The sequence below is a fragment of the Embleya australiensis genome (assembly GCF_051903075.1).
Taxonomy (GTDB): Bacteria; Actinomycetota; Actinomycetes; order Streptomycetales; family Streptomycetaceae; genus Embleya.
The window spans coordinates 724,469-748,850 of the sequence record NZ_CP182422.1; the positions used below are offsets into that span (position 1 = coordinate 724,469).

General features: G+C 74.2%; 16 protein-coding genes. 3 read left to right on the top strand and 13 right to left on the bottom strand.

Translation table 11 applies throughout. The features are described 5' to 3' along the window. Window positions 1-38 precede the first annotated feature (38 nt). From ACMXN5_RS03055 to ACMXN5_RS03080, 6 genes are all read right to left on the bottom strand, one after another. Entirely contained in the window at window positions 39-887 is an 849-nt protein-coding gene (locus ACMXN5_RS03055) for a hypothetical protein (protein ID WP_380000975.1), read from the bottom strand. After that, entirely contained in the window at window positions 884-2,431 is a 1,548-nt protein-coding gene (locus ACMXN5_RS03060; protein ID WP_380000977.1) for a hypothetical protein, read from the bottom strand. The genes ACMXN5_RS03055 and ACMXN5_RS03060 overlap by 4 nt, the downstream gene beginning before the upstream one ends. Before the next feature lie 101 nt (window positions 2,432-2,532). Next, window positions 2,533-3,945, bottom strand: a complete 1,413-nt coding sequence (locus tag ACMXN5_RS03065) for a HEAT repeat domain-containing protein (protein ID WP_439673872.1) — start codon at window positions 3,943-3,945, stop codon at window positions 2,533-2,535. A 524-nt stretch (window positions 3,946-4,469) separates the two neighbouring features. Next, window positions 4,470-4,877: a hypothetical protein gene (locus ACMXN5_RS03070; RefSeq protein ID WP_395786784.1), complete on the bottom strand. Its 408-nt coding sequence runs from the start codon at window positions 4,875-4,877 to the stop codon at window positions 4,470-4,472. A gap of 120 nt (window positions 4,878-4,997) precedes the next feature. Then, window positions 4,998-5,228 (bottom strand): hypothetical protein, encoded by a 231-nt coding sequence (locus ACMXN5_RS03075; RefSeq protein WP_126640696.1) that lies wholly within the window; start codon window positions 5,226-5,228, stop codon window positions 4,998-5,000. A 257-nt stretch (window positions 5,229-5,485) separates the two neighbouring features. Next, on the bottom strand, window positions 5,486-7,375 hold the full coding sequence (locus ACMXN5_RS03080) for a penicillin-binding transpeptidase domain-containing protein (RefSeq protein WP_439673873.1): 1,890 nt from the start codon (window positions 7,373-7,375) through the stop codon (window positions 5,486-5,488). Window positions 7,376-7,676: 301 nt separating this feature from the next. Here ACMXN5_RS03080 and ACMXN5_RS03085 point away from each other — a divergent pair, with 301 nt between their 5' ends. Then, complete coding sequence (locus ACMXN5_RS03085; RefSeq protein ID WP_380000984.1) at window positions 7,677-7,994, top strand: WhiB family transcriptional regulator; 318 nt, start codon at window positions 7,677-7,679, stop codon at window positions 7,992-7,994. A 46-nt stretch (window positions 7,995-8,040) separates the two neighbouring features. On the opposite strand, the gene ACMXN5_RS03090 is transcribed toward ACMXN5_RS03085, so the two are convergent. Together ACMXN5_RS03090 and ACMXN5_RS03095 are read right to left on the bottom strand one after the other, a co-directional pair. After that, complete coding sequence (locus ACMXN5_RS03090) at window positions 8,041-8,616, bottom strand: phosphoribosyltransferase family protein (RefSeq protein ID WP_439673874.1); 576 nt, start codon at window positions 8,614-8,616, stop codon at window positions 8,041-8,043. 630 nt (window positions 8,617-9,246) lie between these two features. Further along, window positions 9,247-9,474 carry a hypothetical protein gene (locus tag ACMXN5_RS03095; protein ID WP_380000988.1) on the bottom strand — a complete coding sequence of 76 codons (228 nt, stop codon included), beginning with the start codon at window positions 9,472-9,474 and terminating at the stop codon, window positions 9,247-9,249. Window positions 9,475-9,670: 196 nt separating this feature from the next. Between ACMXN5_RS03095 and ACMXN5_RS03100 the strand changes: the two genes are divergently transcribed. Then, entirely contained in the window at window positions 9,671-11,818 is a 2,148-nt protein-coding gene (locus tag ACMXN5_RS03100) for a protein kinase domain-containing protein (RefSeq protein ID WP_439673875.1), read from the top strand. 677 nt (window positions 11,819-12,495) lie between these two features. Here the strand turns inward: ACMXN5_RS03100 and ACMXN5_RS03105 are convergent. After that, the gene (locus tag ACMXN5_RS03105) at window positions 12,496-13,617 is read right to left on the bottom strand and encodes a DUF2637 domain-containing protein (RefSeq protein WP_395786778.1); all 1,122 of its coding nucleotides are present in this window, start codon (window positions 13,615-13,617) and stop codon (window positions 12,496-12,498) included. 419 nt (window positions 13,618-14,036) lie between these two features. On the opposite strand from ACMXN5_RS03105, the gene ACMXN5_RS03110 reads away from it, so the two are divergent. Further along, window positions 14,037-14,924: a hypothetical protein gene (locus tag ACMXN5_RS03110; protein ID WP_439673876.1), complete on the top strand. Its 888-nt coding sequence runs from the start codon at window positions 14,037-14,039 to the stop codon at window positions 14,922-14,924. A 48-nt stretch (window positions 14,925-14,972) separates the two neighbouring features. On the opposite strand, the gene ACMXN5_RS03115 is transcribed toward ACMXN5_RS03110, so the two are convergent. The 4 genes from ACMXN5_RS03115 to cobC all read right to left on the bottom strand — a co-directional run bounded on the left by ACMXN5_RS03115 (window position 14,973) and on the right by cobC (window position 24,304). Further along, window positions 14,973-15,776, bottom strand: coding sequence for a TrmH family RNA methyltransferase (locus tag ACMXN5_RS03115; protein ID WP_380037926.1), 804 nt, complete (start codon window positions 15,774-15,776; stop codon window positions 14,973-14,975). A gap of 698 nt (window positions 15,777-16,474) precedes the next feature. Continuing rightward, entirely contained in the window at window positions 16,475-17,698 is a 1,224-nt protein-coding gene (gene cobA / locus ACMXN5_RS03120; protein ID WP_439673877.1) for a uroporphyrinogen-III C-methyltransferase, read from the bottom strand. A 229-nt stretch (window positions 17,699-17,927) separates the two neighbouring features. Then, entirely contained in the window at window positions 17,928-23,204 is a 5,277-nt protein-coding gene (gene cobT / locus ACMXN5_RS03125; protein WP_439673878.1) for a nicotinate-nucleotide--dimethylbenzimidazole phosphoribosyltransferase, read from the bottom strand. After that, window positions 23,201-24,304 (bottom strand): Rv2231c family pyridoxal phosphate-dependent protein CobC, encoded by a 1,104-nt coding sequence (gene cobC, locus ACMXN5_RS03130; protein ID WP_439673879.1) that lies wholly within the window; start codon window positions 24,302-24,304, stop codon window positions 23,201-23,203. Before cobC ends, cobT begins: the two co-directional genes overlap by 4 nt. Window positions 24,305-24,382 lie beyond the last annotated feature (78 nt).

Below are 24,382 nucleotides of genomic sequence, written 5' to 3' on the forward strand. Positions count from 1 at the left end.
ACCCGCGCCGTGCCGGTCGCCGCCACCCCGGCACGCGGTCAGACGCCGTGGAAGGGCAACCCGGCCCCCGGCACCAGTTCGCCGTCGACCGCGGCGGCCAGCAGGCTCGGGCTGCCGTCGGTAACCGCCACCACGCCCAGCTCCAGCAGCTCCGACATCGCCGCCGAGCCGGCCGTGTCGCGGACCTGGAGCTGGTAGCGCGCCGTGGTGCGGTAGGTGCCGCCGCCGTCGTCGGAGACCCGCTGCAGGAAGCCGGAGTCGACCAGGAACGCCACCGCCTTGGCCACGATGCCCACGGTGGAGGCGGCGAGCCGGCGAGCGTCCTTGGTCGCGCCGGTGGCGCTGCGTCTGGCGTAGACCCGCCAGGCCGCCTCCAGGCTCGGCCCGTCCACCTCGGGGTCGCTGATCTCGCCGCGCAGTTCGGCGCGTTCCTCCAGGCGCCGGCAGGCCTGGCGGACGAAGGCGTCCACGCCGTGCACGCTGAGCCGGCCCACGTAGGCGTCGTCGGCCAGGTCTTCCGGGCGCGGGAAGGCCATCGCGGCCACTGCCAGGTGAGCCAGGCCGTGCAGGAAGCGGTCGGCCGACTCGGTGCCGGCCCGGCGTGCGTAGTCGCCCATCCGGACCGCGAACACCGAGTCCTCACCGGCGGTCACCGCCATCCCGGCGCGCGGCGACACCTCCAGGACGACCAGACCCAGACCCGCCGCGACGGCCGCGGCGAGCGCCGCGAAGCGCGGATCCTCGCGGTGTCGGCGGATCAGGTCGGCGTATTCCGCGTCGCGCGCCGGCAGCAGCTTGGGCTGGAGGCCGAAGGCGACCAGGCGGGCCGCGTCGCCGACGTCGGCGGAGGTGATCGGGGCGGCGTCGGCCGCCGTGTCGTGGGTCATCCGGGGGTGGGCCCTTCCGGCTCGGGTCGCGCGCCGGTCAGAACCGCCGTGCCGATGATCAGGTCGGCGCCGCCGACCTCGGGGTCGTCGAGTTCGGTGCCGTCGTCGACGGCCACCAGCAGGGTGCGATCGCCCTGGCGCAGCGCGGTGCCCACCGGCGGCGAGGCCGCGTGGAACGCGAGCAGCGCGACCAGGTAGCCGAGGTCGGGATCGGCCTCGCGGGCCTCGGCGAGCAGCCCGGACAACCGGCGCGGGGTCTCCGGCGGAATGTCCAGGAGCAGCGCCGCCGCGTCGTGCTGGCGCTCGCTGTACCGGCTGTCGTCGGGGGTGAGCGACACGTCGGGCTCGGGCAGTTCGGCGCCGAGGTGGTCGCGCGGCGCGGGCGGGGTGAGCAACATCTCGGTCAGATCGTGCAGGCGCACCGCGACGGGGGTGCGCAGTCCGGTGCCGGCGGCGAAGAACCGGTCGGTCACCCGGCGTGCGTCGCCCACGGGCAACTCCAGGAGCGGGCGCAGCAGTTGCCCGTACAGGTCGAGCCCGGTGCGGGTGCTCGGCGCGGCGAACGCCTGCCGGTCCTGCTCGGCCCGGAACAGCGGTCCGGCCTCCATCAGCCGGGTCTGCAACTGGGTGTGCCGGCGGATGCAGTCCTGCACGATGTCGACCAGCTCGGCCGCGCCGCGCTTGCGCTCGCTCTCCTCGGCCTCGTCCCGGGCCCGGCGGATGTTGATCAGGATCGCGTTCTCGTGCCGGTAGCGGTCCGCGACGTGGTCGAACGCCTCGTCGATCAGGTCCGGCACGGCCTGGAGCCAGTCGACGGCGCGCACGTTGCGCCGGGTGGCGTCCAGTGCGCGGCGCAGCGATTCGGCGTACTGCACGGTGCGGTAGCGGGCCTGCTCGGCGGCGAACCTGGCCTCGGCGAGCCGGCCGCGCCGGATCAGGTGGTCGAGTTTGACGTCGGCGGCGATCTGCGCGCTGGTCACGTCGGTGTCGAGGGCGCCGACCAGGACGTTGATCGCCTCGTCGGTGGCGCGCAGGAAGATGTGCCCGTCGGGGCCGGGGACCTCTTCGAGGAGCTTGAAGTCGTAGTCGCGCCGGATGTATTCACCCTCACGGGTCCACATGCCGTAGACGGCGCGAAAGCCCCGGTCGACGCTGCCGACGTTGATCAGGTTCTCCAGGACCCAGCGGGCGACCCGCTCGTATTCGGCCGGGTCGCGCCCGGGGGCCTGGGCGGCCACGCGCGGGCGGAGCCGGCTCACGATCTCGTCGTGGTCGGCGCCGGTGTCGAAGTCCATCGTGACCGTGACCAGGTCGATCGCGGCGAGGCCGAGTTCGGCCATCGCGTAGACGGTGTACTCGCCCGCCAGGTTGGCCTTGCGCGCCTCCAGGTCGTGCAGCGGCGCGGTGCAGGCGAGGGCCTTGAGGCGGCGGGCCAGGCCCTCCTCGGTCACCCCGGAGCGGGGGTGCGCCGCGCCCGGGGGCAGCGCCGGGCCGGCGGGCGGCGGCAGCTCCCCGGGCCGGACGGCTCGGGCGGAAACGGTCATGGGAGTAGAGCCTAGGACGTTCGGCCGACAGCTTCGGCGCCCGCCCACCCCGGATGGGGCCGAACGGGGGCGGGGTCGGCCGCGGGCCGGCTACATCAGGCTCACATCTCGCTCAGCCTGGCCCTGGCGGCGGTGCGCACCTCGGCGTGCTCGGCCGGGTCGCCCGCGAGCCGGCGCAGTCGCGTCACGGCCTCGGGGCGGCGCGCGTCCACGTGGCGCGCGGCGATCAGTCGGGTGTCGGCCTGGCAGTCCCAGAGGGCTTCCACGGCCGTCTCGGCGGCGAAGGTGGGCTCTATCCGGGCGAGGGTCTCCACGGCGCAGGCGCGCAGTCCGGCGGAGGCGGCGTCGCGGTAGACGTCGCGGATCAGGTCGAGCGCGTCGACGAGGGCGAGGCGCCCTATGCCGGTGACGAGGTCGCGCAGCCGGAAGTGGTCGGCCTGGTCGGAGCCCGCCGCGCCGACCGGGGGCACCGCGGCCACCCTGGCGCGCAGCGCGTGCAGCAGAATCGGTCCGTCGGCGGGTTCCCCGGCACCGGCCAGTATCCGCACGGCCACCTCGCCGAGCAGGTCCTCGCGGGCGGCCCAGGTGCGGGCCCGGGCGACCGCGGCGGGGGTGCGCAGGCCGCCGATGGCGTGTGCGGCGGCGAGCCGCACCCCGGTGGGCGCGTCGGGCGCGAGCGCGCCCTCGGCCAGGTCGAGCAGCGCGCCGTCGCCCTGTTCGCCGAGGTAGCGCAGCGCGGCGGCTCTGGCGCCGTCGGGTCCGGCCCAGGCGGCGGCCAGGATCGCGCCGCGGTGCTCCGGCCCGGCGACGGCGGCGAGCCGTCTGTCGCAGGCGAGCGCTTGGCGTGGGCCGTCGGCGGCCTCGGCGAGCACCTGGTCGACGGTCTGCGCGGGCGCGGTCGGCGGTGTGCCGGGGCGCACGGAGCGGGTCAACTCCCAGCGCCACCAGTCCAGGTCGACCTGTTCGACGACGGCGCGCACCCGCTCGTCCTCGGCCGCCCAGATCCGCCACGGGCGCATGCCGGTGGAGCGCTTGACGCAGTCGTAGAGTTCGTCGTCCTCGCCGCGCTCCAGCACGACGTCGAGCATGCCGGTCAGCGCCGCGTCCCGGCCGATGGCGGCGAGCCGGTCCAGCGCCTCCGGCCAGTCGCGGCCCTCCTCGACGTAGGCGCGCAACAACTCGGTCGCGTCGGTGCGGCCGAGGCGGGCGAGCGTGCCGAGGACGGCGAGCGGGAGCGCGGTGCGGTCCGCGTCCTCGTCGGTCCAGTCCTCCTCGCACAGCAGATGTCGGGCGAGGCCGTCGAGGCCGGCGTCGAGGTCCGCGTACAGCCGCGCGTAATAGAGCGAGCGGGACTCGGTGGCCGGAACGGCACGGGGATCGCGGACCACGCAACCGTCGAGCGCGTCGAGCACGGCGACGCGGTCGGCGACGAGGGCCCGCCGGGCGCCCTGTCCGTGGCCGCTGCGAAGCAGGCCGAGGAGGGCGTCATGCGAGGTGATGACCGGATCGAACATGCCGCAAGCATCGGTGGCCGGCAACCCTGGAGCAACAGGATTTAGGACACATGTACCCGTTGCCCGTTGTTTCGGCGAACCACGGAGCGCCGTTGTCACCGTTTCGTCACCCGAAGCCACGAACTGTACCGCCCCCGTTGGCCCACCGGCCGCCGGGGTATGCGAGGGGGCCGGCCGGGTGCGGGGACCGCCCGGGCGGGTGCGGGAGGCGGCTCGGGCGGGTGCGGAAGGCGGCTCCGGCGCGTGTGGGGGAAGCCGCGCAGGTGTGTGTGGGCGGCCGGCCGGGTCTGCGGCGGCGGGCATCCGGGCGCGACGGCCGGCGGCCGGGTCCGCGAGACCGGGCACCCAGGCATGCGACAGCCGCAACCGAGCCCACGAGACCCGACACCCAGGCATGCGACAGCCGGAGGCCGGGTCCGGAAAGGTGCGCCTTGGGAGCGCGGCGGCTGCGGCCGGGTCCACGGGATCGGGCCTCGGGTGGGCGAAGGCCGACGGCCGGGGCCGCGAGGGCGGCCCCGGGGCGGTCAGGGTTGTTTGGGGACCGGGATGCGGGGGCGGTCGCGGCGGACGGTGCCGTAGTCCTCGCCGTCGAGCGGGCCGAGCACGCGCGCGGGTACGAAGGACTCCATCGCCCACGCCCGCGTCTCCACGTCGGCGGCGAAGCCGTACGCCCCCCAGACGGGCCAGCGCACGCGGGCGCGCCAACTGCCGTCCCGGTACTGGTGCCAACTCACCAGGGTGACCTCGAGGTGCTGCCCGTCCGGGAGGACCATGCGCACCCGGGGGCCGGTCGGGTGCGCATCGGCCTCCTTGCGGCGCTCGCCGACCCGGCTCGGCGGCGGCGGCTCGCGAACGCCGAGCGGTTCCGTGGCCGGCGTGGGCGAGTCGCCGCCGACGGCCGGATTCCGTACTGCTGCGGTCTGGCTGCTCACGCGGCCATTGTGCGGCGCCGGAACGATCCGCCGGCCGAAACGCGTCGCCGCACGCACGCGTCCCACCCGTACGGCGCACGGGGGCGCCACGCGGATGGGACGTGTGGGGGGTGCGTCCGGTCAGGAGACCACCCGGAGTTCGGCCGGACCGACCACGCTCAGCCCGAGCACCGCGGCCAGGTCCTCGACGAGGTTCGCGGCCTGGTCCGGAGTCAGTCGTTCCACCGTCCACTCGTCGGTGGGCCGACCGTGCTCGTCGGTGTGCGGGCCGAATCTCAGCTCGATCGGACGTTCGGCGTCGGCGGACGGCAGCACCGGAACCCGGGCCACCAGGGTGACATTGTTCGACATGACGTCGACTCCCTTCGGAGAGCGAAAACGATCGCCGCTGTCATTGCCGGTCACTCCTCACGCTCGCATCGGACACGGACGGTGTCCAGGTGCATCCCGGTGTCACAAGGAGCGTGCCGGGCGCGCCTCGACGCACCGAAAAGCCCCGGCGCGCACCGCGCGCCGGGGCTTCGCTTCCGTCGACCGGTCGTGTGGGGGACCCGGGAGGAGGGCCCGCATGGACCCTGGGAGGAGGGCCCGCCTCGGTCGGAGGTCGGCTAGCCGAAGAAGGCCTTCACCACCGGACCCGCCGCCGAACCACCGGACTTGCCCTTCTCCACGAGCACCGCGACCGCGACGTCGTCCTTGAACGCGATCATCCAGCCGTGGGTCAGGGTCTCGCCCTTCTCGTCGAACTCGGCGGTACCGGTCTTGGCGCCCACCGTGCCCGGGATGCCCTGGAGCATCTTGCCCGAGCCGTTCGCCACGACGCCCTGCATCAGCGCCTTGAGCTGGCCGGCGATCGACGGGTCCAGGGGATGCGAGGGCACCCGGCCCGGCACGTCGTCGGGCGCGAGCACCGGCTGGTTGAACTTGCCGGAGGCGATCGTCGCGGCGACCGAGGCCATCACCAGCGGGCTGGCCAGCACCCGGCCCTGGCCGATCATCGACGCGGCCTTGTCGTTCTCGCTGTTCGCCGGCGGCACCGAGCCGTCGAAGGTGACCGTGCCGACGTCCCACTTGGCGCCGATCCCGAACTGGTCGCCGGCCAGCTTGTTCAGCGTGTCGTTCTGGATCTTGCCGCGGTTGCCGATGAAGGCCGTGTTGCAGGACTGCGCGAAGTCGTCCTGGAACAGCGCGTCGGGCATCGGCTTGAGGCCGTCGTAGTTCTTGAACGTCTGCCCGTTGACCACCAGCGTGTTCTCACACGGCACCTTGTCGGTCGGCTTGATGCCGGCCTGCAACAGCGCGCCCGAGGAGACGGTCTTGAAGGTCGAGCCCGGTGGGTAGCGCCCGGTGAAGGCACGATTGTCGCCGTTGGACGGGGTGTTCGCGGCGGCCAGGATCCCGCCCGACTTGGCGTCGAGCACCACGATCGAGGCGTTGTTGCCGCCGGTCACCGACTTGAGCGCCTTCTCGGCCTGGTCCTGCACGCCCGGGTCGAGGGTCGTCTTCAGCGACTCCGCCGGCTTGCCCTTGACGTCGACCAGGGTCGCCTTCTCCGCGCCGCCCGCGTCCACGATGGTGATCTTCAGGTCGGCGACGCCGGCCAGCTTCTTCTCGTAGCGGTACTGCAGACCGGAGGCGCCCACCTGGTCCGCCGACGAGGCGCTCGGGTCGGCGTTCTTGAGCAGGTCGGCGTTGTCGCCCGAGGCGACCGTGCCGACGATCTGCTTCGCCACGTCGCCGGATTGGGTCGCCCCCTCCTTGACCTGGATGCCGCCCAGACCGGCCAGCTTGACCTGGCCGCCGCCGTCCCACTTGTCCTTGCGCAGCGTCACCAGGGGCAGCGACTGGTTCGGATCCGCCGCCGCGACCCGGCCCTTGAGCTTGGGGATGTCCAGGTCGAACATCGGGTCCGACAGCGCCGCGTACAGCGCGTCCGCGTTGGTGATCTTGGCCGGCCACAGGGACAACGCCACCACGGGCGTCGTGGTGGCCAGCGACTTGCCCGAGCGGTCCAGGATCTCGCCGCGCTTGGGCAGCGTACGATCCCGCTTGATCTTCCCGTTGTCCGCCAGTTGCGGGTGCACGATGGTCTGGGTCCAGTGCACGGTCGTCTTGCCGTTCGCGGTGACGATCGGAACCGTGGACGCGATCTTGACCGGGTCCGCCACCCCCTTGAGGGTCAACGTCGCGTTGTACGCGAGCGTGGCCGGCGCGTTGTCCTTGCCCTTGGCGTAGGTGCCGGCCTTGTACTCGGCCTTGACGATCCCCAGTTGCTTGTTCGTGGTGTCGAGACTCTGCTTGGCCGTGGCGGGGTTGTCCGTGAAGGACGCCGCCTTGGTCAGGTCGCCGCTCTGCCACGCGGTCAGGAAGTCCCTGGCCGTCGTCTCCGATGTGTCCTTCTTGTCTTCTCCGCCGCTGCACGAGGTCAGCCCGGCGACCACGACGACCGACACCATCAACGGCACGGCCGACGGCAACCGTCGCATCCTGCTGCCCACCAGATTCCTCCCGTACGTTCCGCGAACCCCCGACAACCGCCGGCGGCCTCCGGTCACGCTACCGGGGGCGCCGGGGCGAATCGGTCATCGGGCAGGTGTACGAGCCACTTGTGACCTGGTTGTTGAGGTGCTCCGAACGAGGGAGTGAGGGATCGCCCTCAACCCTGCGCGAACGGGAGCCGAATTCCCGGCGGGAGGAAACCGGTCTCCCATCCGATGCGTCGGTAGGAGCAAGAGGGTCAGCCGGGACGGGGGCCCCGCTTTGACCGTTGGCACCGTCGAGCAGGAGGAGAACGGGGCGATGGGGACCACACGGATCGCCATACCGACACCACCGCGTTACGGGTGGCAGGAGGACGCGGCATGCAGGGGCCTGGACGCCGGCCTCTTCTTCGGCGACGACCAGGAGCGACCCGGCGAGCGCCGGGCGCGCGAGCGGGTCGCCAAGAAGGTCTGCATCTCCTGCCCCGTGCGGCGGCGCTGCCACGAGCACGCGATGTCGGTCCCGGAACGCCGAGGTGTGTGGGCGGGTCTCGGCGAGACCGAACGCGCCGCGCTGTTGCGCGAGCAGGAGCAGGAGCAGGGGCACGACCGGGAGGAGACCACGACGGCGGCCTGACCGAGCCGACCGTCGGGTCCCGCCGCGGACGCCGGTGACCGGGGGGTCACGCCGGCAGATCGTCCTCGGCGAGCAGACCACGCACGTCCAGTCGGGCGCGCACGTGCGGTGCGCAGGCGTCCACCACCACCGCGGCGCCGATCCATTCGGCGCCCGCCTCGGTGACCATGCGGCGCACCGCGCTCGCCTGTGCGCCGGTCTCGATCCACTCGTCGACGAGCAACACCCGGTCGCCCGGGCGGAACAGCCGGCCCGGGACCACGAGGGTGAGGCCGCCGTCCTGGTATTCGGGCGGGGTGGCGGCACGCAGCATGGGATCGGCGGCGGGCCCCCGGTGCTCGCCCACGATCCGTCGATCCTTGCGGATCTCCACGAAGCCGACGCCCAGGTGCAGCGCGGTGATCGGACCGAGGACGAGGCCGCGCGTCTCGATGCCGACGATCAGCGTCGGCCGCGCGTCGGCGTGCAGGGCGCCGAGGCCGGGTCCGAGCATCGCGAGCAGTTCGGGGTCGTGCCACCACTCGGACGCGTCGGCGAAGGTGCCCCACGGGGTCTCCCGCCAGGTGAACGCGTCGGCAAGTCGCCGCGCGACGGCTCCCAGACCGCCCTGACGACCCGTCACCTCGGCGCCACCCCGTCTCGTCCCCCGTATCGATCTTCAGCCGAACAGCCTACCGGGACGCCCAAACCCCCACGCTCGGCCCATTCGGCACACGGGGGTTTGGACGGCGCGCGATCGATACGCACACGGGCCCGTCCGCCCAGTGCTTGCCACACGCGGCTCGGGCTGCCGGCGGTTGCGGCGCGCGATCTCGGGCGGCACTCGATTGCCTCGCGCAGGCCGCGGCAGCCGTTGGTGGGCGCGGACCCGGGGCGCCTGCCGTTGGTGCGCGCAGGCTCAGGCGGCCTGCGGTTGGCGCATGCGGGGTTGGGCGGCCCGCAGTTGGTACGCCCAAGCTTGGGCCGTGCTCGGTCGCCGCACGCGGGCTTCGGCGGGCCGTGGCTGCTGTACGCGGGCTTGGGCTGCCTTCGGTTGGTGCGCGCGAGCCTGGGCCGCACTTGGTTACCGCACGCGGACTTGAGCAGCCTGCGGTTGCCGCGCCGCTTGGACCGCCCGTGATGGACGCGCGAGTTTGAGTCGCGTTCTTCGCCGCACGCGGACCGGCCTGCGGTTGCCGCGCGGGCTGGGGTGGCTCGTGGTTGCCGACTGTGGGCGACGGCAGTCGGGTGCCTGGCTGCCGTCGCCGTGTGGTCAGTCGGTGTCGGGGCGGTCCAACGGCTGTTCGACCAGGGCCAGTACGCGGCTGGCCATGAATCGTGCCGTGCGCACCACCGTGCCCGTCCGGGTCAGTTCGCTCACCTCGACCACGCCGCGCCGGACCGCGACGTCGAGCCGGCGCCCCGCGCGGGTCGCGGTCATCTCGTAGGTTTTGGTGCTGTCGCCCGCGTCGACCACTATCTCGACCCGATCGCCCTTCATTCGTGCCCCCTTCGACCGATTACCTCCATCTTCTCCCACAGGTCCGACATCGACGGGCGCTGCGGCGGCGTGGTCCGGCGCCGACTCCGGGGCGCCTTACCGCGCCGGGCGCCGGGGTTCCTCTAACGTGTCTCGCACAGGGAATTCGGGCAGACGAAACCCGGACGACGGCACCACGCGAGGGGATCGGGCACACATGACGATGGTGCGGCTGCGACGGCAGGATCCGCGCATCGTCGGTTCGTATCGGTTGCTGCGTCGTCTCGGGGCCGGCGGCATGGGCGTGGTCTACCTCGGGGTGGACCGGCACGGCACCCGGGTCGCGCTCAAGCTGATCCGCCAAGAGCTGGCCGGGAACCCGGAGTTCCGCTCCCGCTTCGCGCGCGAGGTGGCCGCGGCGGCGATGGTGCGCGGCAACCGTACGGCCGCCCTCGTGGACGCCGACGCGGGCGCCGAGCGGCCCTGGTTGGCCACCGTGTACGTGCCCGGCCCGTCCCTCCAGCGCCGGGTCGGCGAACGCGGCCCGATGGGTTGTCTCGACCTGGCCCGGATCGGCTCGGCGGTGGCCGACGGCCTGGTGTCCGTACACGCGGTCGGCGTCGTGCATCGCGACGTGAAACCGTCCAACATCCTGCTGTCCCCCGACGGTCCGCAGATCATCGACTTCGGCATCGCCTACGCGGACGGCGCCGGCACCCTGACCGTCACCGGAACGGCCGTCGGCTCACCGGGATTTCTGGCCCCCGAACAGGTGCGCGGGCAGACCGTGACGCCGGCCACCGACATCTTCGCGCTCGGCGTCACGCTGGCCTACGCGGGGCGCGGGGCACCGCCGTTCGGGTCGGGGCCGGTGGACGCGCTGCTGTATCGGGTCGTACACGAGGAACCCGACCTGGAGGGTGTGCCGGAGCAGGTGGTGCCGTTGATCTCGGCGTGCCTGTCCAAGGATCCGCGGATGCGGCCGACGGCCGAGCAGGTCCGCGAGCGGCTGGCCGCGATCGCCCGGCGGCGCGAGGCCGAACGGGGTACGCCGGCGCGCGGCACGGCGGCGTCGTCGACCGCGGCTCCGGCCGCGATGAAGGGCGGCGCGATGCTCGCGGCGGGGCCGAGGGAGCGGGATCGCGAGCGGGAGCGGGAACGGGCCAGGCGCGAGGCGGCGCGGCGCGAGGGAGCGCGGCGGGACGAGGACACGCGGGCCGAGCGCTCGGCGGCGCACCGCGCGGAGGCGGGTCGGCCGGAGACGGGGCGTGCGGAGCCCGGTCGGGGGTCGGCGGAGGGGCACGGCGCGGGCCGGTCGGAGTCGGGTCGGCAGGACGGGGCGCGGCACGAGGCGACTCGTCCGGACGCGGCCCGGCATGATGCGCGGGGGCACGGGTCCGAGGGCCAGGGGTCCGATCGGCGCGGCGCGGACGGCGGGCGCGCGGACCATACGGCCCGGCACGAGCCCGGCCGGGGCGACGCCGGGCGGCACGAGCCGCGGCAGGAGTCGGCCCGGCACGAGACGCGCCCCGACGGGGGCCGGCACGACACGGGGCGGCCCGACGCCGGCCGCGGCGAACGCTCCGAGGCGTCGCGCGCCTCGACCTCGGAGCGCCCCGAGCGCGGGGAGCGGCCCAACTCGGATCGTTCGCATCACCCGGATCGCCCGGACGGCAAGCGGCCCGGCCGGCTCGACCACGGCCCACGCTCCCGCGCGGGGTCCGGTACCGGCCCCGGCCCGGCATCCGCGTCCGGCACCCCGCGCCGCCGCCGGCCCGAGGAGCGACGGCGGTTGCTCATCCAGCAGTTGATCGTCTTCGTGGTGGTCACCGCGATCGCCGCGTTCGCGATCGCGGCGTTCCAGAGCGACGGCGGCGACGACGGGCCGAAGGTGCCCGCGGCCGCCGACCCGGCCCCACCGCAGGCCCCGGGGCCGTTCCGGATCGGCCCGGCGCACGGCTCGATCCCGATCGCGGACTGGTCGGACCGTACCTACTCCGACCCCTCGGTGAGCGGCGCCACCGTCACCCTGACCGACGGCACGGCCGTGGTCGGCAGCGACCGGGTCACCCTCGGCGACGTGGTTCCGGCGAGCCTGGACGGCGCCCCGGCGGTGGTCGTGGTGCTCACCCGCACCCCCGGCGCGGGCGGCCCGGCGACGCACCTGGTGGAACTCTTCCGCTTCGCCAACGGCGCGCCGACCACGGTGGCCGCGCTCGCCGCGGTCGCGGATCCGCAGGCCGTCGCCACCCGCTGGACGGTGGTCGAGGGCGGCATCTCGCGCATCCAGTCCTACCTGGACGTCCCCGACGTGACCACCCGCTACGTGGTCGGCCCCTCCGGCGTCCTGGTCCCCACCGCCTGAACACGGCGCCCACCGCGCGAGCACGAACCCGCCGCCCGCGCACGACCCCCGTCGGGGCGATCCGAGTGATTCGGCCACTCCGCGCGCTCGGCCCGGTCGAGGCGTTCCGCGGTCGAGCCGCGTGACGCCTCGGAGCGTTCGCCGCCGGCCGGCGTCGGGCCGCCCGTGTCGTGCCGGGCCCGTCGGGGTGCGTCTCGTGCCGGGCCGACTAGTGCCGCCCGACGTCACCCCGCCGGCGCTCGTGCCGGACCGCGTGCTCTGCCCACCCTCCGCGCCGCGCCGCTCGGACACCCGCCCCCCGGCCCCGTGCCCCCGCACGTCGTGCCGAGCCGCGTCCGGGCAGGCCGCCTCGTCCCGACCCGACTCGGACCAACCCGCGCCATGCCCCTCGGCCGACTCCCGACCGGGCTCCACACGCCCCGACTCCGGCCGCTGCGCCGCCGAGCGCTCGGCCCACGTACCCCTCACCCGGCACCGGCTCGCACCCGACCCACGCTCGACCCCGATCGCGGCCCCGCCACCAAAGCACGGCACCCGCCACCCGAGCGCGGGAGACCCGGCGCCCCACCCCACCACCCACCACAACGACGACGAGGGGCACCCGGCCCGAGCCGGATGCCCCTCGTTCGTATACCGCACTGCCTCGCGCGCCGCGTCGGATCACGCGGTGTCCGGCCTCAGCCGAACTGGCGTTCCAGGTCCTTCAGTTTGCGCTCCAGCGAGTCGAGCCGGGGCAGCGTCATGGTGTCGTCCTCGGCGGTGAGGTCGATGACGTCGCGCCGCTCGGCACCGGTGGAAGTGCCCGTCGCCGCCGGGAGTTCGCTCGCTCGCGTGGAGGATGCAAGAGCCGGACGGCCGGAAGGGCCGTTCGCATCGGCTGAGCCGCCGTGGCCGGAAACGTCGTTTCCGGCTATAGCAGGCTCCGAGAGTGCTTCGGAGCCGCCACCTCCCGGCAGAGCAGCCATCTCCTGACGTGCGGCGCCGCGCCGACCGAAGTGGCCGGTGCCCTCGCCGCGGCTGAGCGCCTTGAGCTGCGCCCGCTCGCGTTTGCCGTCGATCCGCCGACGCTCGCGGTCGTCCTGCTTGGCCCGCTTGTCCTCGCGGACCTCCTCGACCGCCTCGTCGAGGGTGCGCACGCCTTCGAGCAGCATGAGCGACCAGGCGTTGAACGTCTCGTGCGGGGCGCGCAGCCACCGCACGATCCGGATCTGCGGCAACGGACGGGGCACCAGGCCCTGTTCGCGCAACGCGGCCCGACGGGTCTGCTTCAGCGCACGGTCGAACAGGACGGCCGCGGAGAGCGACATGCCGGCGAAGAACTGCGGCGCACCGGCGTGCATGTCGCCGCGCGGCGCGTGCACCCAGTTGAACCAGGCCGAGGCACCCGCGAACGTCCACACCAGTATCCGCGAGCCGAGCGCCGCGTCACCGTGGCTGGCCTCGCGCACCGCGAGCACGGAGCAGAACATCGCCGCCCCGTCGAGCCCGAACGGCACCAGGTATTCCCAGCCGTTGGCGAGCCCGAGGTTCTCCCGGCCGAAGCCGACCAGGCCGTGGAACGACAGCGCGGCCGCGACGCCGGCGCAGACGAACAGCAGGGTGTACGAGGCGACCCCGTACATCAGCTCCTTGCGCCGTCGGCGATCCTGCTCACGCTCCCAGTTGTCGGATCCTTCCCCGGTATCCGTCGCATCGGCCTTGCGGCGTCGGACGACCAGATACGCCACAAGCGCCATAAGGGCGACCAGTTCCGCCAAGCCGACGAGGGCCCAGGCCAGGGGTACACCCATGATCTCCAACGAGCTTTGCCTCGCTTCCCGTTCCTGATCCGATTGCGCGGCGCCCCATACTGGCGGAATTTCGCCTGGTGCGGGTCGAATCCACCGAATATCCCGCGTGTGGGTGACGGGACATTACCCCGCACATCCACTTTTTCGGCCGCCCGTGCGACCCGAACAGGCCACTGCGCCATTTTGGACGACGCTCGACCGTACTGCACTTCCGCGCACACGCTAGTCCAAGATCACATTCGATCGAAATTGGCATGACGCGATCGGCATGTCATGAGACAAATCAGGGAAGGTCGTTGCCTCGAATTCCGGGGCGATCGGAAGAAACATCTCATCGAACGCAAGGAAGAGAGAAGCGGATCACTGCCAACCAAGTACACAAACGAAAGCAATCGGGCGCCAATCGGGACGCAGGTGATCGGATCAAAATGCATCGGATCACCGCCTATCTGGACGGACGGCCCTACCGACTGATCACCCCGCGGCCGTCGAACACGACCCGGTTCGCCGTCAACCACTTCCACGACCGTTGGCACGTGGTGTCCGATCGCGCCGGCGCAGTGCTGTTCGCCCGGCTGATGTGGGGCCTGGCACACGAGCGATACCCGAACACCCTCGTGGTGATCGACCGCCGCCACCTGGACCCTAACCCGTTCGACGCCGAACCCTCGCCGCCCATCGTGCTGTTCGCCGGCGAGCGCACCCCCTTCGGCGGCCGGGCCGCCCGCGACCTGCGCCGACTGCTGCCCACGCTCGGCCGACCGGACGGCACCGTGCACTGGCGCACCCACGGCCTGGACGCCGCGCTCGCCGACCGCGACGCCTGGATGCGGCGGCACCCGGAGCCCATGTGGGACTGGGATCGCGAACGCCGGCACAAGCGCAAGCCGGAAGACACCATGCGCGAGGGCCTGTTCGTGCTGCCCGCGAACGCCGAAGCGCTACGACGCGAAGCGGTGTGCATCGCGGGCATGGAGGTGTCCGCCACCACGCCGATGGCCTACGAGTACCTGCGCCGCTACGAGTTCCAGATCTTCCACGACTACCGGCGCCGGGTGAGCGCGGCCCGGACCGCGCGCCGCGAGATCGAAGCCATGCCGGTACCGCCGAACAGGTTCGCCGCCTGGAGGTATCCCGACACCGACGCGCCCCGCCTGCACATCTGGGACCGGGGCACCGAGATCCGGAACGCCCGGATGCGAGGACGCCGGGTACACACCCGCCCGGACCTGTACCACACCCGATCGATCAACGACATCCAGCGCTCGGGCGAAACCGCCCGCGAACGCCACTACGACGCCCCGTCGAACACCTGAGCCCGCCGAGCCCATCGCACACGTTTCCCCCGTTCGGCCGTCCCCCACTCAGCCGAACGCCACCGCATAGAAGGCGACCGCCGCGGCGGCACCGACATTCAGCGAGTCCACCCCGTGCGACATCGGGATCCGCACCAGCCGATCCGCCGCGGCCAACGCCTTCGCGGTCAGCCCCGGCCCCTCCGCGCCCAGCATCAACGCACATCGATCGGTATCCGCGGTCGGCAACTCGTTCAGCGCCACCGACCCCTCGCCCGGAGTCAGCGCAAGCAGCGTCAACCCGGCCCCGCGCAGTACGTCGAGGCCGCCGGGCCACGGGTCCAGGCGCGCGTACGGCACCGAGAACACCGCGCCCATCGAAACCTTCACCGACCGCCGGTACAGCGGATCCGCGCAGTCCGGCGACAACAACACCGCATCCATGCCCAGCGCCGCCGCGCCACGGAAGATCGCCCCGACGTTGGTGTGGTCGTTGACCCCCTCCAACACCGCGACCCGCCGCGCGCCGGCCACCAACTCACCCGCCGCCGGCAACACCTTGCGCCCCATCGAGGCCAGCGCCCCCCGATGCACCTGATACCCCGTCACCCGCTCGACGACCTCGGGACTACCCACGTACACCGGCACGTCGGCCCCCTCGATCACCTCCGCCATGACCTCGAGCCACCGCTCCGAAAGCAACATCGACCGCATCGGATACCCCGCCCCCAATGCCCGCCGAATCACCTTCTCCCCCTCCGCCATGAACAGCCCCTCGGCCGGTTCACGACGACGACGCAACTCGACATCGGTCAAATCGGTGTAGTCGACAAGCCGCGGATCCCCAGGATCATCAACCAAAATCACGGACATCCCCCCAGTCTCCCAGCCCCCCACACACCAACATCCCGCCACCCAACCCGTCCGCCGCTCGACGCCAGGCCGACCGCAGGCCAGGCGCCACCAACCCGAAGCGCCAACCCAACCCGGGCCTCTCCTCAGCCCGTCCGGCGTTTGAGGACACGCCGGCCGCAGGCTGGCGCCACCAACCCGGAGCGGCAAGCGAACCCGGGACCGAAACCACCCCCTCAGCCCGTCCGGCGCTTGAGGACACGCCGGCCGCAGGCTGGCGCCACCAACCCGGAGCGGCAAGCGAACCCGGGACCGAAACCACCCCCTCAGCCCGTCCGGCGCTTGAGGACAAGCCGACCGCAGGCTGGCGCCACCAACCCGGAGCGGCAACCGAACCCGGGACCGAAACCACCCCCTCAGCCCGTCCGGCGCTTGAGGACAAGCAGGGCGCAGCCCGGCTCGGGGTCAGACCCGCCCCATCAGCCCATCCGGCGAATGAGGATCGGCAAAGCACCACCGAACCAAGCCGAGCAACCAATCCAGCCCGTCCGGCGTTTGAGGACAACCGGGCCGGAGGCCGGCCCCGGAAGCGACCCGGCCCAACTCAGCCCGTCCGGCGCTTGAGGACAAGCCGGCCGCAAGGCCAGGCGCGCCACCAGGCGATCCTGGCCCAGGTCGAACCCCCCAGCCCGTCCGGCGTTTGAGGACCGGCGGCCCCGTCAACCGGTGAGCGCCGCCACCTCGCCGATGACCACGATCGCCGGCGGGCGAATCCCCGCCGCGGCCACGTCCGCCGCCGCCGCGACCAGCGACGTGCGCAGGACCCGCTGCGTGGCCATCGTGCCCTCCTGGATCACCGCGACGGGAGTCGACGCCGCACGGCCATGCGCCACCAGCGCCGCCGTAATCGGCCCCAGCCGCTCCACCGCCATCAGCAACACCAGCGTCCCGCGCAGCCGCGCCAACGCCGCCCAGTCCACCAGCGACCGAGGGTCCTCCGGCGCGACATGCCCCGAGACCACCGCGAACTCGTGCGCCACACCCCGGTGGGTGACCGGGATGCCGGCTATCGCCGGAACCGAGATCGCACTGGTGATCCCCGGCACCACCTGACACGGCACGCCCGCCTCCGCGCAGGCCAGCGCCTCCTCGAAGCCCCGCCCGAAGACATAGTTGTCGCCGCCCTTGAGCCGCACCACGAAGCGCCCCGCCTTCGCGTGCGCGATCATCGCGTCGTTGATCGCCTCCTGCGCCATCGCCCGCCCGTACGGGATCTTCGCCGCGTCGACCACCTCGACGTGCGGCGGCAACTCGCCGAGCAGCGCCCGCGGCCCGAGCCGGTCCGCGATCACCACGTCGGCCTCGGCCAGCAACCGCCGTCCGCGCACGGTGATCAGGTCCGGGTCGCCCGGACCGCCACCGACCAGCGCCACCCCCGGCAGCACCCCGCTCGGGCGTTCCTTGCGCGCGGCCAGCGACCCGTCGTGCAGACCCTCGACGATGCGATCCCGCACCCCCGCCGCCCGCCGCGGGTCGCCCCCCGCCAGCACCGCCACGGTCAGCCCGTCGTGCCGCCCGCTGGCCGGCGTCCACGCACTCGCGTGCGAGGCGTCGTCACAGCGCACGCAGAACACCCGTCGCGCCTCGGCGTCGGCCGCCACCGCCTCGTTGACCTCGGCGACATCGGTCGCGGCCAGCGCGTACCACGCCCCGTCCAGATCGCCGGGCGCATAGGCCCGCCGCGCCCAGCGCAGTTCGCCGCCGCTTGCCATGCCCTCGACCGCGGGCGTCGCCTCGGGGGCGACCACGAGCACGTCCGCGCCGGCGTCGAGGAGCGCGGGCAGGCGACGCTGGGCGACCGTACCGGCGCCGACCACGACGACACGCCGGCCCTCCAGGCGCAGGCCGGCGGGGTAGGCGGGGGGACCAGGAAGTCGGGACATCGTTCTCACTTTTCCGGGTGGGGCGGGGCGCTCCGCGTACGCGGTGCTCGGTGGGTCCGGGGTGCTCCGCGGTGTCCCGGGAGCCGGCCGGTTGGTTCCGGCCCGTTCCGGGTCACCACGTTTCACCGCGCGGAAAGGGCACCTCTGCCACTCCATCGTGGCCGAGGTGCCCTTCTGCTGCTGCGGGCGGGACTCGAAAAATAGCCGAACCAGTCGGTATCAGTCGATATCAGTCGGTCTTGCCACTGACTCCCGCCGAGTCGAACGTGGCCACATCGTGCAGTACGCGCACCGCGCTCTGCACCAGGGGCAGGGCCAACACCGCGCCGGTGCCCTCGCCGAGCCGCATCTCCAGCTCGACCAGCGGACGCAGCGACAACTTCGCCAACGCCGCCGCGTGCCCCGGCTCGGCCGACCGGTGCCCGGCGACGCACGCCTGCACCGCCTCCGGCGCGATCGCCTGCGCGACCAGCGCCGCCGCACCCGCGATCACGCCGTCGAGTACGACCGGGACACGCAGCGCCGCCGCGCCGATGATGTAGCCGGCGATCGCCGCGTGCTCCAGGCCACCGATCGCGGCCAGTACGCCGATCGGGTCACCCGGGTCCGGTTCGTGCCGCGCGAGCGCCGCCTTGACCACCTCGATCTTGCGCCGGTGCGTGGCGTCGTCGATCCCGGTGCCGCGACCCGTCACCTCGGCCACGTCGGCCCCGGTGAACACCGAGATCAGTGCGGCGGAGGCGGTCGTGTTCGCGATCCCCATGTCGCCGGTGAGCAGGCCCCGGTTGCCCGCGGTGACCAGGTCCCGCGCGGTTTCGATGCCGACCTCGATGGCGGCGATCGCCTCCTCGCGGGTCATCGCGGGGCCCTGGGTCATGTCGGCGGTGCCCGGCCGGATCCGGCGCGGGAGCAGTCCCGTGGCGTCCGGCAGTTCGGTGGCGACGCCGACGTCGACGACGCACACCTCGACGCCGATCTGCTTGGCGAACGCGTTGACCACCGCGCCGCCCGCGAGGAAGTTGCCCACCATCTGGGCGGTGACCTCCTGCGGCCACGGCGACACGCCCTGCGCGTGCACCCCGTGGTCGCCGGCGAACACCGCGACGGCCGCCGGCTCCGGGATCGGCGGCGGGAACGTCCGGGCCAGGCCGGACAGCTGCGCGCCGATCGTCTCCAGGATGCCCAGCGAGCCCGGCGGCTTGGTCATGTTCCGCTGGTGCTCCCAGGCCGCGCCGAGCGCCTTGGCGTCGAGCGGGCGCACCGACCGGAGCGTCTCGTCGAGCAGGCTGACCGGCTCCTCGCCGGGCAGGCCGCGCCGACCGTACGTCTCCTCGTGCACCACCCACGACAGCGGGCGGGCCTTGGCCCAGCCCGAGGTGGCCAGCTCCGGCTCGTCGGGGAAGGCGTCCACGTAGCCGACGCACAGGTACGCCACCACGTCGATGTGCTCCGGCAGCCCGAGCGCCGTGGCCAGCTCGCGCTCGTCGAAGAAGCTCACCCAGCCGACTCCCAGGCCCTCGGCCCGGGCGGCGAGCCACAGGTTCTCCACCGCGAGCGCGCTGGAGTAGGGCCCCATCTGCGGCTGGGTGTGCCGACCGAGGGTGTGCCGACCGCCACGCGTGGCGTCCACGGTCACCACGATGTTGACCGGGGTCTCCAGGATCGCCTCGACCTTTATCTCCAGGAACTGCTTGGCCCGGGCCTTGGGCAGCGAGGTGGCGTACGCCTCCCGCTGGCGCTGGGCCAGATCCTGGACGGTGACCCGGGTCTCCTCGGAGCGGATCACCACGAAGTCCCACGGCTGCGAGTAGCCCACGCTGGGCGCCGCGTGCGCCGCCTCGAGGACCCGGACCAGCACGTCGTCCGGCACCGGGTCGGGCCGGAATCCGGCCCGCACGTCGCGCCGCTCGCGCATGACGCGGTGCACCGCCTCGCGCGCCGCGTCGTCGTAGCCGGGGGCGGCGGGGCCACGATCGACCTCGGGCACCTCCTCCTCGGCGACCTCCGCCTCCGCGCCCTCGGCGGGCTCCGCGCCTCGGGCGCCCTCCACACCCTCGGCGCCGTCCGCGCCTTCGGCGCCCTCGGCCGCCACCGGGGTCGCCGCGGCCTGCGCCTGCACCGGCTCGGCAGGCTGCGCCGCCTCGGCGGTCGCCGGCTCCGCGGGAGTGGTGGGCAGCAGCACCGTCTCGGCCGTCGCCGACGCCTGCGCGCCCGCGATCGCCGGCTCCGGCGCGCCCTCGGCCCCGCCGGCCGCATCCGGCTGCGGGGTCGCCTCCGGGGCGTCGACCGCGCCGTCGGCGACCACGCCGACCGGCCCGGCCGGCGGCGGCGGGATCCTGGGGATCTCGCCGGTCCCGGCGGCGACCGCGGGCTGCGGCCGCTGTTCGGCGTCGGCGGTGGGGGTGACCTGGGGGGCGTGCATGACGGTGCCTTCTTCGGACGTACGGGGAACCGCCGGCGTGACGCCGGCGCCGGAGTCGGCCTCGGCCGGCCCCGCGACGGGCTCGGGGGCCGGCGCGGGCGGCTGTTCGACGGGTACCTCCTCGGCGAGCAGCTCCGCCGCGATGGCCCGCGTGGTCGGCCCGGCCACACGCACCGGAGCGGCGGCCGGCACCTCGACCGGCGCCTCCGCAGCGGCGGGCACGTCGGCGCCGGCCGTCTCGGCGGGCTCATTCACGACCACGGGCGCCGCCAAATCATCCGCGCCGGGTACGTCCGGCGCACTCGCCGGACCCCCGGAAGCCTCGGGCCCGACGGCCGAAGCCGCCTGCGCGTCCGGCACGTTCGCCGCCGGAGCCGTGGGCGCACTCGCCGGAACCTCCGACCCGACGGGCGCACTCGCCGGAACCTCGGGAGCCGGTACGGCCTGCGCCGCATCCGCCCCGCCAGGCGCCGCCTCGGTAACCGCAGCCACTACCGCCTGCGCCTCGGAACCGGCCGCCGCAACCGGCGCAGCCGCCCCATCCGCACTCACCGACGCCTGCACCACGGGCACGGCAGCCGCATCGGCCGCCGCGTTCCCCGCAGCCGCCCCGGCCGCTGCCTCGGCGCCCTCGGGCCCGGCCTGCGGCACCGCGGACACACTCGCCGAAGCCTCGACGACCTCGGCCTCCGCGACGGCGGCCGGCACCGGCACATCCGCCGGCGCCTCGGCAACCGGCACCGCCGGTGTGTCAGGACCGGCGGGCACGGTCGCGACGGCACCCGAATCGGGCACCGCCCGCGCCTCGGCCGCCCCGGCCGCGACCTCCGCCGGCGCCGCCTGCGCATCCGGTGCGGCAGGCACCGTCACGGGCGCATCCGCAGCAGCCGCAGCCGCGACAACCTGCGCCTCCGGCGCGGCGGCAGCCACCACCGGCCCACCCGGCGCGTCCGCCGCAGCCTCGGCGACCGGCCCCGCCGTTACCGCGGACTCGACCGGCCCACTCGCCGCAGGCGCCGCGGCGGGTGCCGCCTGCGCCACATCCGAAGCCGGCACGCTCTCCACAACCGGCGCTTCCACAACCGCCGTTGCCGACTCGGCCGGCTGCTCCACCGGCACGGGCACGTCGGGCGTCGGCACCACGGCGGGCGACGACTCCGGCGCCGGCACCGGTACCGGCTCCTGCGCCGCCGCAGCCGGCTGCCCGCCGACCACACCACCCGCGGGCAAGACCACGGTCTCGGCCGGAGCCGCCTCCCCGGGCGTCACGACCGGCCCGACAGGAGCCGAAACCGGCTGCGCGGCCACGGCCACTGCCTCGTCCGGGCTCGGCGCAGCGGCGACCGCCGCCTCCGCCGGGCCCTCGCTCACGGCCGCCGGCTCCGGCGGCACCACCGGCCCGATCGGCGTGGCCGCAGCCGGCGTTGCCCCCTGCTCGGCCGCCTCCGCCGCCCGCTCCGGACGCCGCCGACGCCCACCGGTGCCCTCGGGCACGACGGGGGCCACCGGCCGCGCGACCGCGGCCTGCTCGGGCGCGGGCGACGCGACACCCGCCGCCGGTGCCGCGACCCCGGCATCCGGCGTCGGCGCGACAGCGGGCGCCGGAACCGGCTCGGCGGTCGGCGCCGCCGTCGGGGCGACCGCCGGAGCGGCCCCCGCCAGCACGCTCGCGACCGCGTCCGGCGCGGCCTGTACAAACCTCGGCGGCGCCGCCTGCGTCGGCACACCCGGCAACGGTTGCGGTATGGCCGGCGCGGTCACCCCCTGCACGGGAGCGCCCGGCGCGACCGGCGCCGCCGACTCGACCACCACGGGCGGCTCGACCCGCTCGACGGGCGCAGCCGAAGCCACGGCGCCCTCGGCCGCGACCGGCGCGCCCTGCTCGACCGACACACCCTGCTCGACCGGCGGCGCCCCTGCGGCGGCCTGCTGCGGCGCGGCCGGCGGCGGCACCACCGGCACCGCCAACGGCGGCTGCGCCGCCGGACCCTGTGCGGGGATGCCGGTGTTCACCGCGTCGCCCACGGGATGCGCACCGCTGTGCGGCCCCGCCTGCTGCGGCACCGGCCCACGGCCCACCCGACGCTGCCGGCGCGGCGGCAGCGTGGTGCGCGGCGGCACGGCGGCGGCCACCGGGAACGGCGGCGTGTCGACCGGATTCCCACCCACGGACTGCTCGGGCGCCGGCGCCTGGGCCGGAACCGCCGGCTGCGCCTGCGCCCGATCCGGCGCCGCAGGCACCTGTACCGACTCCGGTTCCGGCTGCGCCGGCTCCGCGCTCTGCGCCGCCCGCACCCGCTGCCGCAACCGACCACCACTGACGGCGGGCGCCGCTTCGGCCCCTCCGGGCGCACCCACCGGCGCACCCTCGGGCGCCTGCCCGACCACACCCTGTCCCACCGGCACCGCGCCGGCCGCCGGCCCGTACTCGCCCACCACCGCACCCGGCGGCACGAACTGCGGTGCGAGCGGCGGCGGCACCACGGGCACCGCCTGCGGCGGAACCGGCACCGGCGCACCCGCGCCCGGCCCACCCGCAGCCGCCTCGGCAGCGCCCGGCACAGCCCCACCCGGAGCCTGCGCCGGCGCCGGATACGGCTCGGCAACACCCGGCGCCACCCCGTACGCACCCGGGCCGAACCCCTGCACCGGCTGCGGAACTTCCTGATGCGGCGTCATCGGACCGGGCGGATACGGAATCTGACCGGCTGTCATGGGCGCGGCCGGCTCGACGTAGGTCTCCGGCAGTTCGGGCTCGTCGATGATCATCGCGGCGAACATGCCGGACTGCGGGCCGGGCACGGCGTCGTACGCCTGCTCGACCGGCGGTACCGGGCCCTGTCCCGAGGCGTCCTCACCGGCGGCGACCATGCGGTCGGCCAGCGACATCCCGGGGGCCGTCGGTACGTTCGGGTCGGCCCAACCGGCCTGCGGGCCGGGCATCAACAGCGAGTCCTCGTCGTCCAGATCGTCGTACGGATACGGACCGGCCGGTTCCCCGACCGGACCGGTGCCGGCGGCGTGCCCGGCGGGGGCAGGGCCCGCGCCCTCCCCGGCAGGTCGGCGCTCGTCGGCTTCGCTCATCGAACTACTCCTTCCAGGGCAGCCGCGAAGGCCAGCGTCGTGGCACGATCCCGCACCGCGATCCGAAGCCAATCCGGGCCCAGGCCCGGAAAGGTGTCGGCCCGCCGAACCGCGTAGCCTCGCTCCCTCAGCTGCTCGCGGATCTCTGGGCCCCCCTCGGTCCGCGCGAGCACGAACGAGGATCGGGGAACGACCGGTAGCCGCATCCCCGCGACCGTGCGCAATCTCTCCACGAGGTACGAACGGTCAGCCGCGAGCGTAACGGCCAACGCCTCCGCCTGCGCCAGCGCCTCCGGCGTGCAGCACGCCTCGGCGGCGATCAGCGCCGGTGTCGACACCGACCACAACGGCTGAGCGTCCGTGAGGATGCGCACCAGATCCGGGGAAGCCAGGACGTAACCGATCCGAAGTCCGGCCAACGCCCAGGTTTTCGTGAGACTTCGCACAACGACGAGCCCGGGCAGGTCGCGCCGATCGGCCACGCTTTCGGGTTCGCCGGGGACGGTGTCGGCGAACGCCTCGTCCACCACGAGGATTCGGCCGGGGCGCGCGAGCGCGGCGATCGTGGCCGCCGGGTGCAGCACCGAGGTGGGGTTGGTGGGGTTGCCGAGCACGACCAGGTCGGCCGATGCGGGGATCCGCGCCGGGTCCAGCGCGAAGCCGTCGCGCTCGTCGAGGAGCACCCGGTCCACGGTGTGTCCGGCGGCGCGCAGTGCCGCCTCGGGCTCGGTGAACTGCGGGTGTACGACCACCGCGTGCCGAGGGGTCAGGGTGCGGGCGAGCAGTACGAACGCCTCGGCGGCGCCCGCGGTGGGCAACACCTCGGCGATCGGGCGCCGGTGTCGGGCGGCGATCGCGGCGCGGGCGCGGGTGGTGTCGGGGTAGGCGGCCAGGTCGCGCAGGCTCGCGGTGAGTCGGTGCACCAGCCACGACGGCGGTTCCGCGAGCCGCACGTTGACCGCGAGGTCGACCAGGCCGGGCCCGATCTCCGCGTCGCCGTGATGGCGCAGGTCCACGTCCGGGCTCACGCGCGCGCCCGACGTGCCGTCCCGCTCGTCGGGAGTGGGCCCGTCCGGGTCCGTCATCGCGTCATTGCCCATGCTCGTGCTTTCCCGGCTTCCCGTGCCCCTGCCCGGCGTCACCGCCCGGTGTCCCTGCCCCGCCCGTGTCGTTCGTGT

Coding starts and splice junctions, on each gene's coding strand:
- ACMXN5_RS03095 (WP_380000988.1), bottom strand. CDS start 9,474: ATGAAGGGCGATCGGGTCGAGATAGTGGTCGACGCGGGCGACAGCACC.
- cobA (WP_439673877.1), bottom strand. CDS start 17,698: ATGTCCCGACTTCCTGGTCCCCCCGCCTACCCCGCCGGCCTGCGCCTG.
- cobC (WP_439673879.1), bottom strand. CDS start 24,304: ATGGGCAATGACGCGATGACGGACCCGGACGGGCCCACTCCCGACGAG.
- ACMXN5_RS03085 (WP_380000984.1), top strand. CDS start 7,677: ATGGGGACCACACGGATCGCCATACCGACACCACCGCGTTACGGGTGG.
- ACMXN5_RS03100 (WP_439673875.1), top strand. CDS start 9,671: ATGACGATGGTGCGGCTGCGACGGCAGGATCCGCGCATCGTCGGTTCG.
- ACMXN5_RS03110 (WP_439673876.1), top strand. CDS start 14,037: ATGCATCGGATCACCGCCTATCTGGACGGACGGCCCTACCGACTGATC.
- cobT (WP_439673878.1), bottom strand. CDS start 23,204: ATGAGCGAAGCCGACGAGCGCCGACCTGCCGGGGAGGGCGCGGGCCCT.
- ACMXN5_RS03060 (WP_380000977.1), bottom strand. CDS start 2,431: ATGACCGTTTCCGCCCGAGCCGTCCGGCCCGGGGAGCTGCCGCCGCCC.
- ACMXN5_RS03075 (WP_126640696.1), bottom strand. CDS start 5,228: ATGTCGAACAATGTCACCCTGGTGGCCCGGGTTCCGGTGCTGCCGTCC.
- ACMXN5_RS03115 (WP_380037926.1), bottom strand. CDS start 15,776: ATGTCCGTGATTTTGGTTGATGATCCTGGGGATCCGCGGCTTGTCGAC.
- ACMXN5_RS03065 (WP_439673872.1), bottom strand. CDS start 3,945: ATGTTCGATCCGGTCATCACCTCGCATGACGCCCTCCTCGGCCTGCTT.
- ACMXN5_RS03055 (WP_380000975.1), bottom strand. CDS start 887: ATGACCCACGACACGGCGGCCGACGCCGCCCCGATCACCTCCGCCGAC.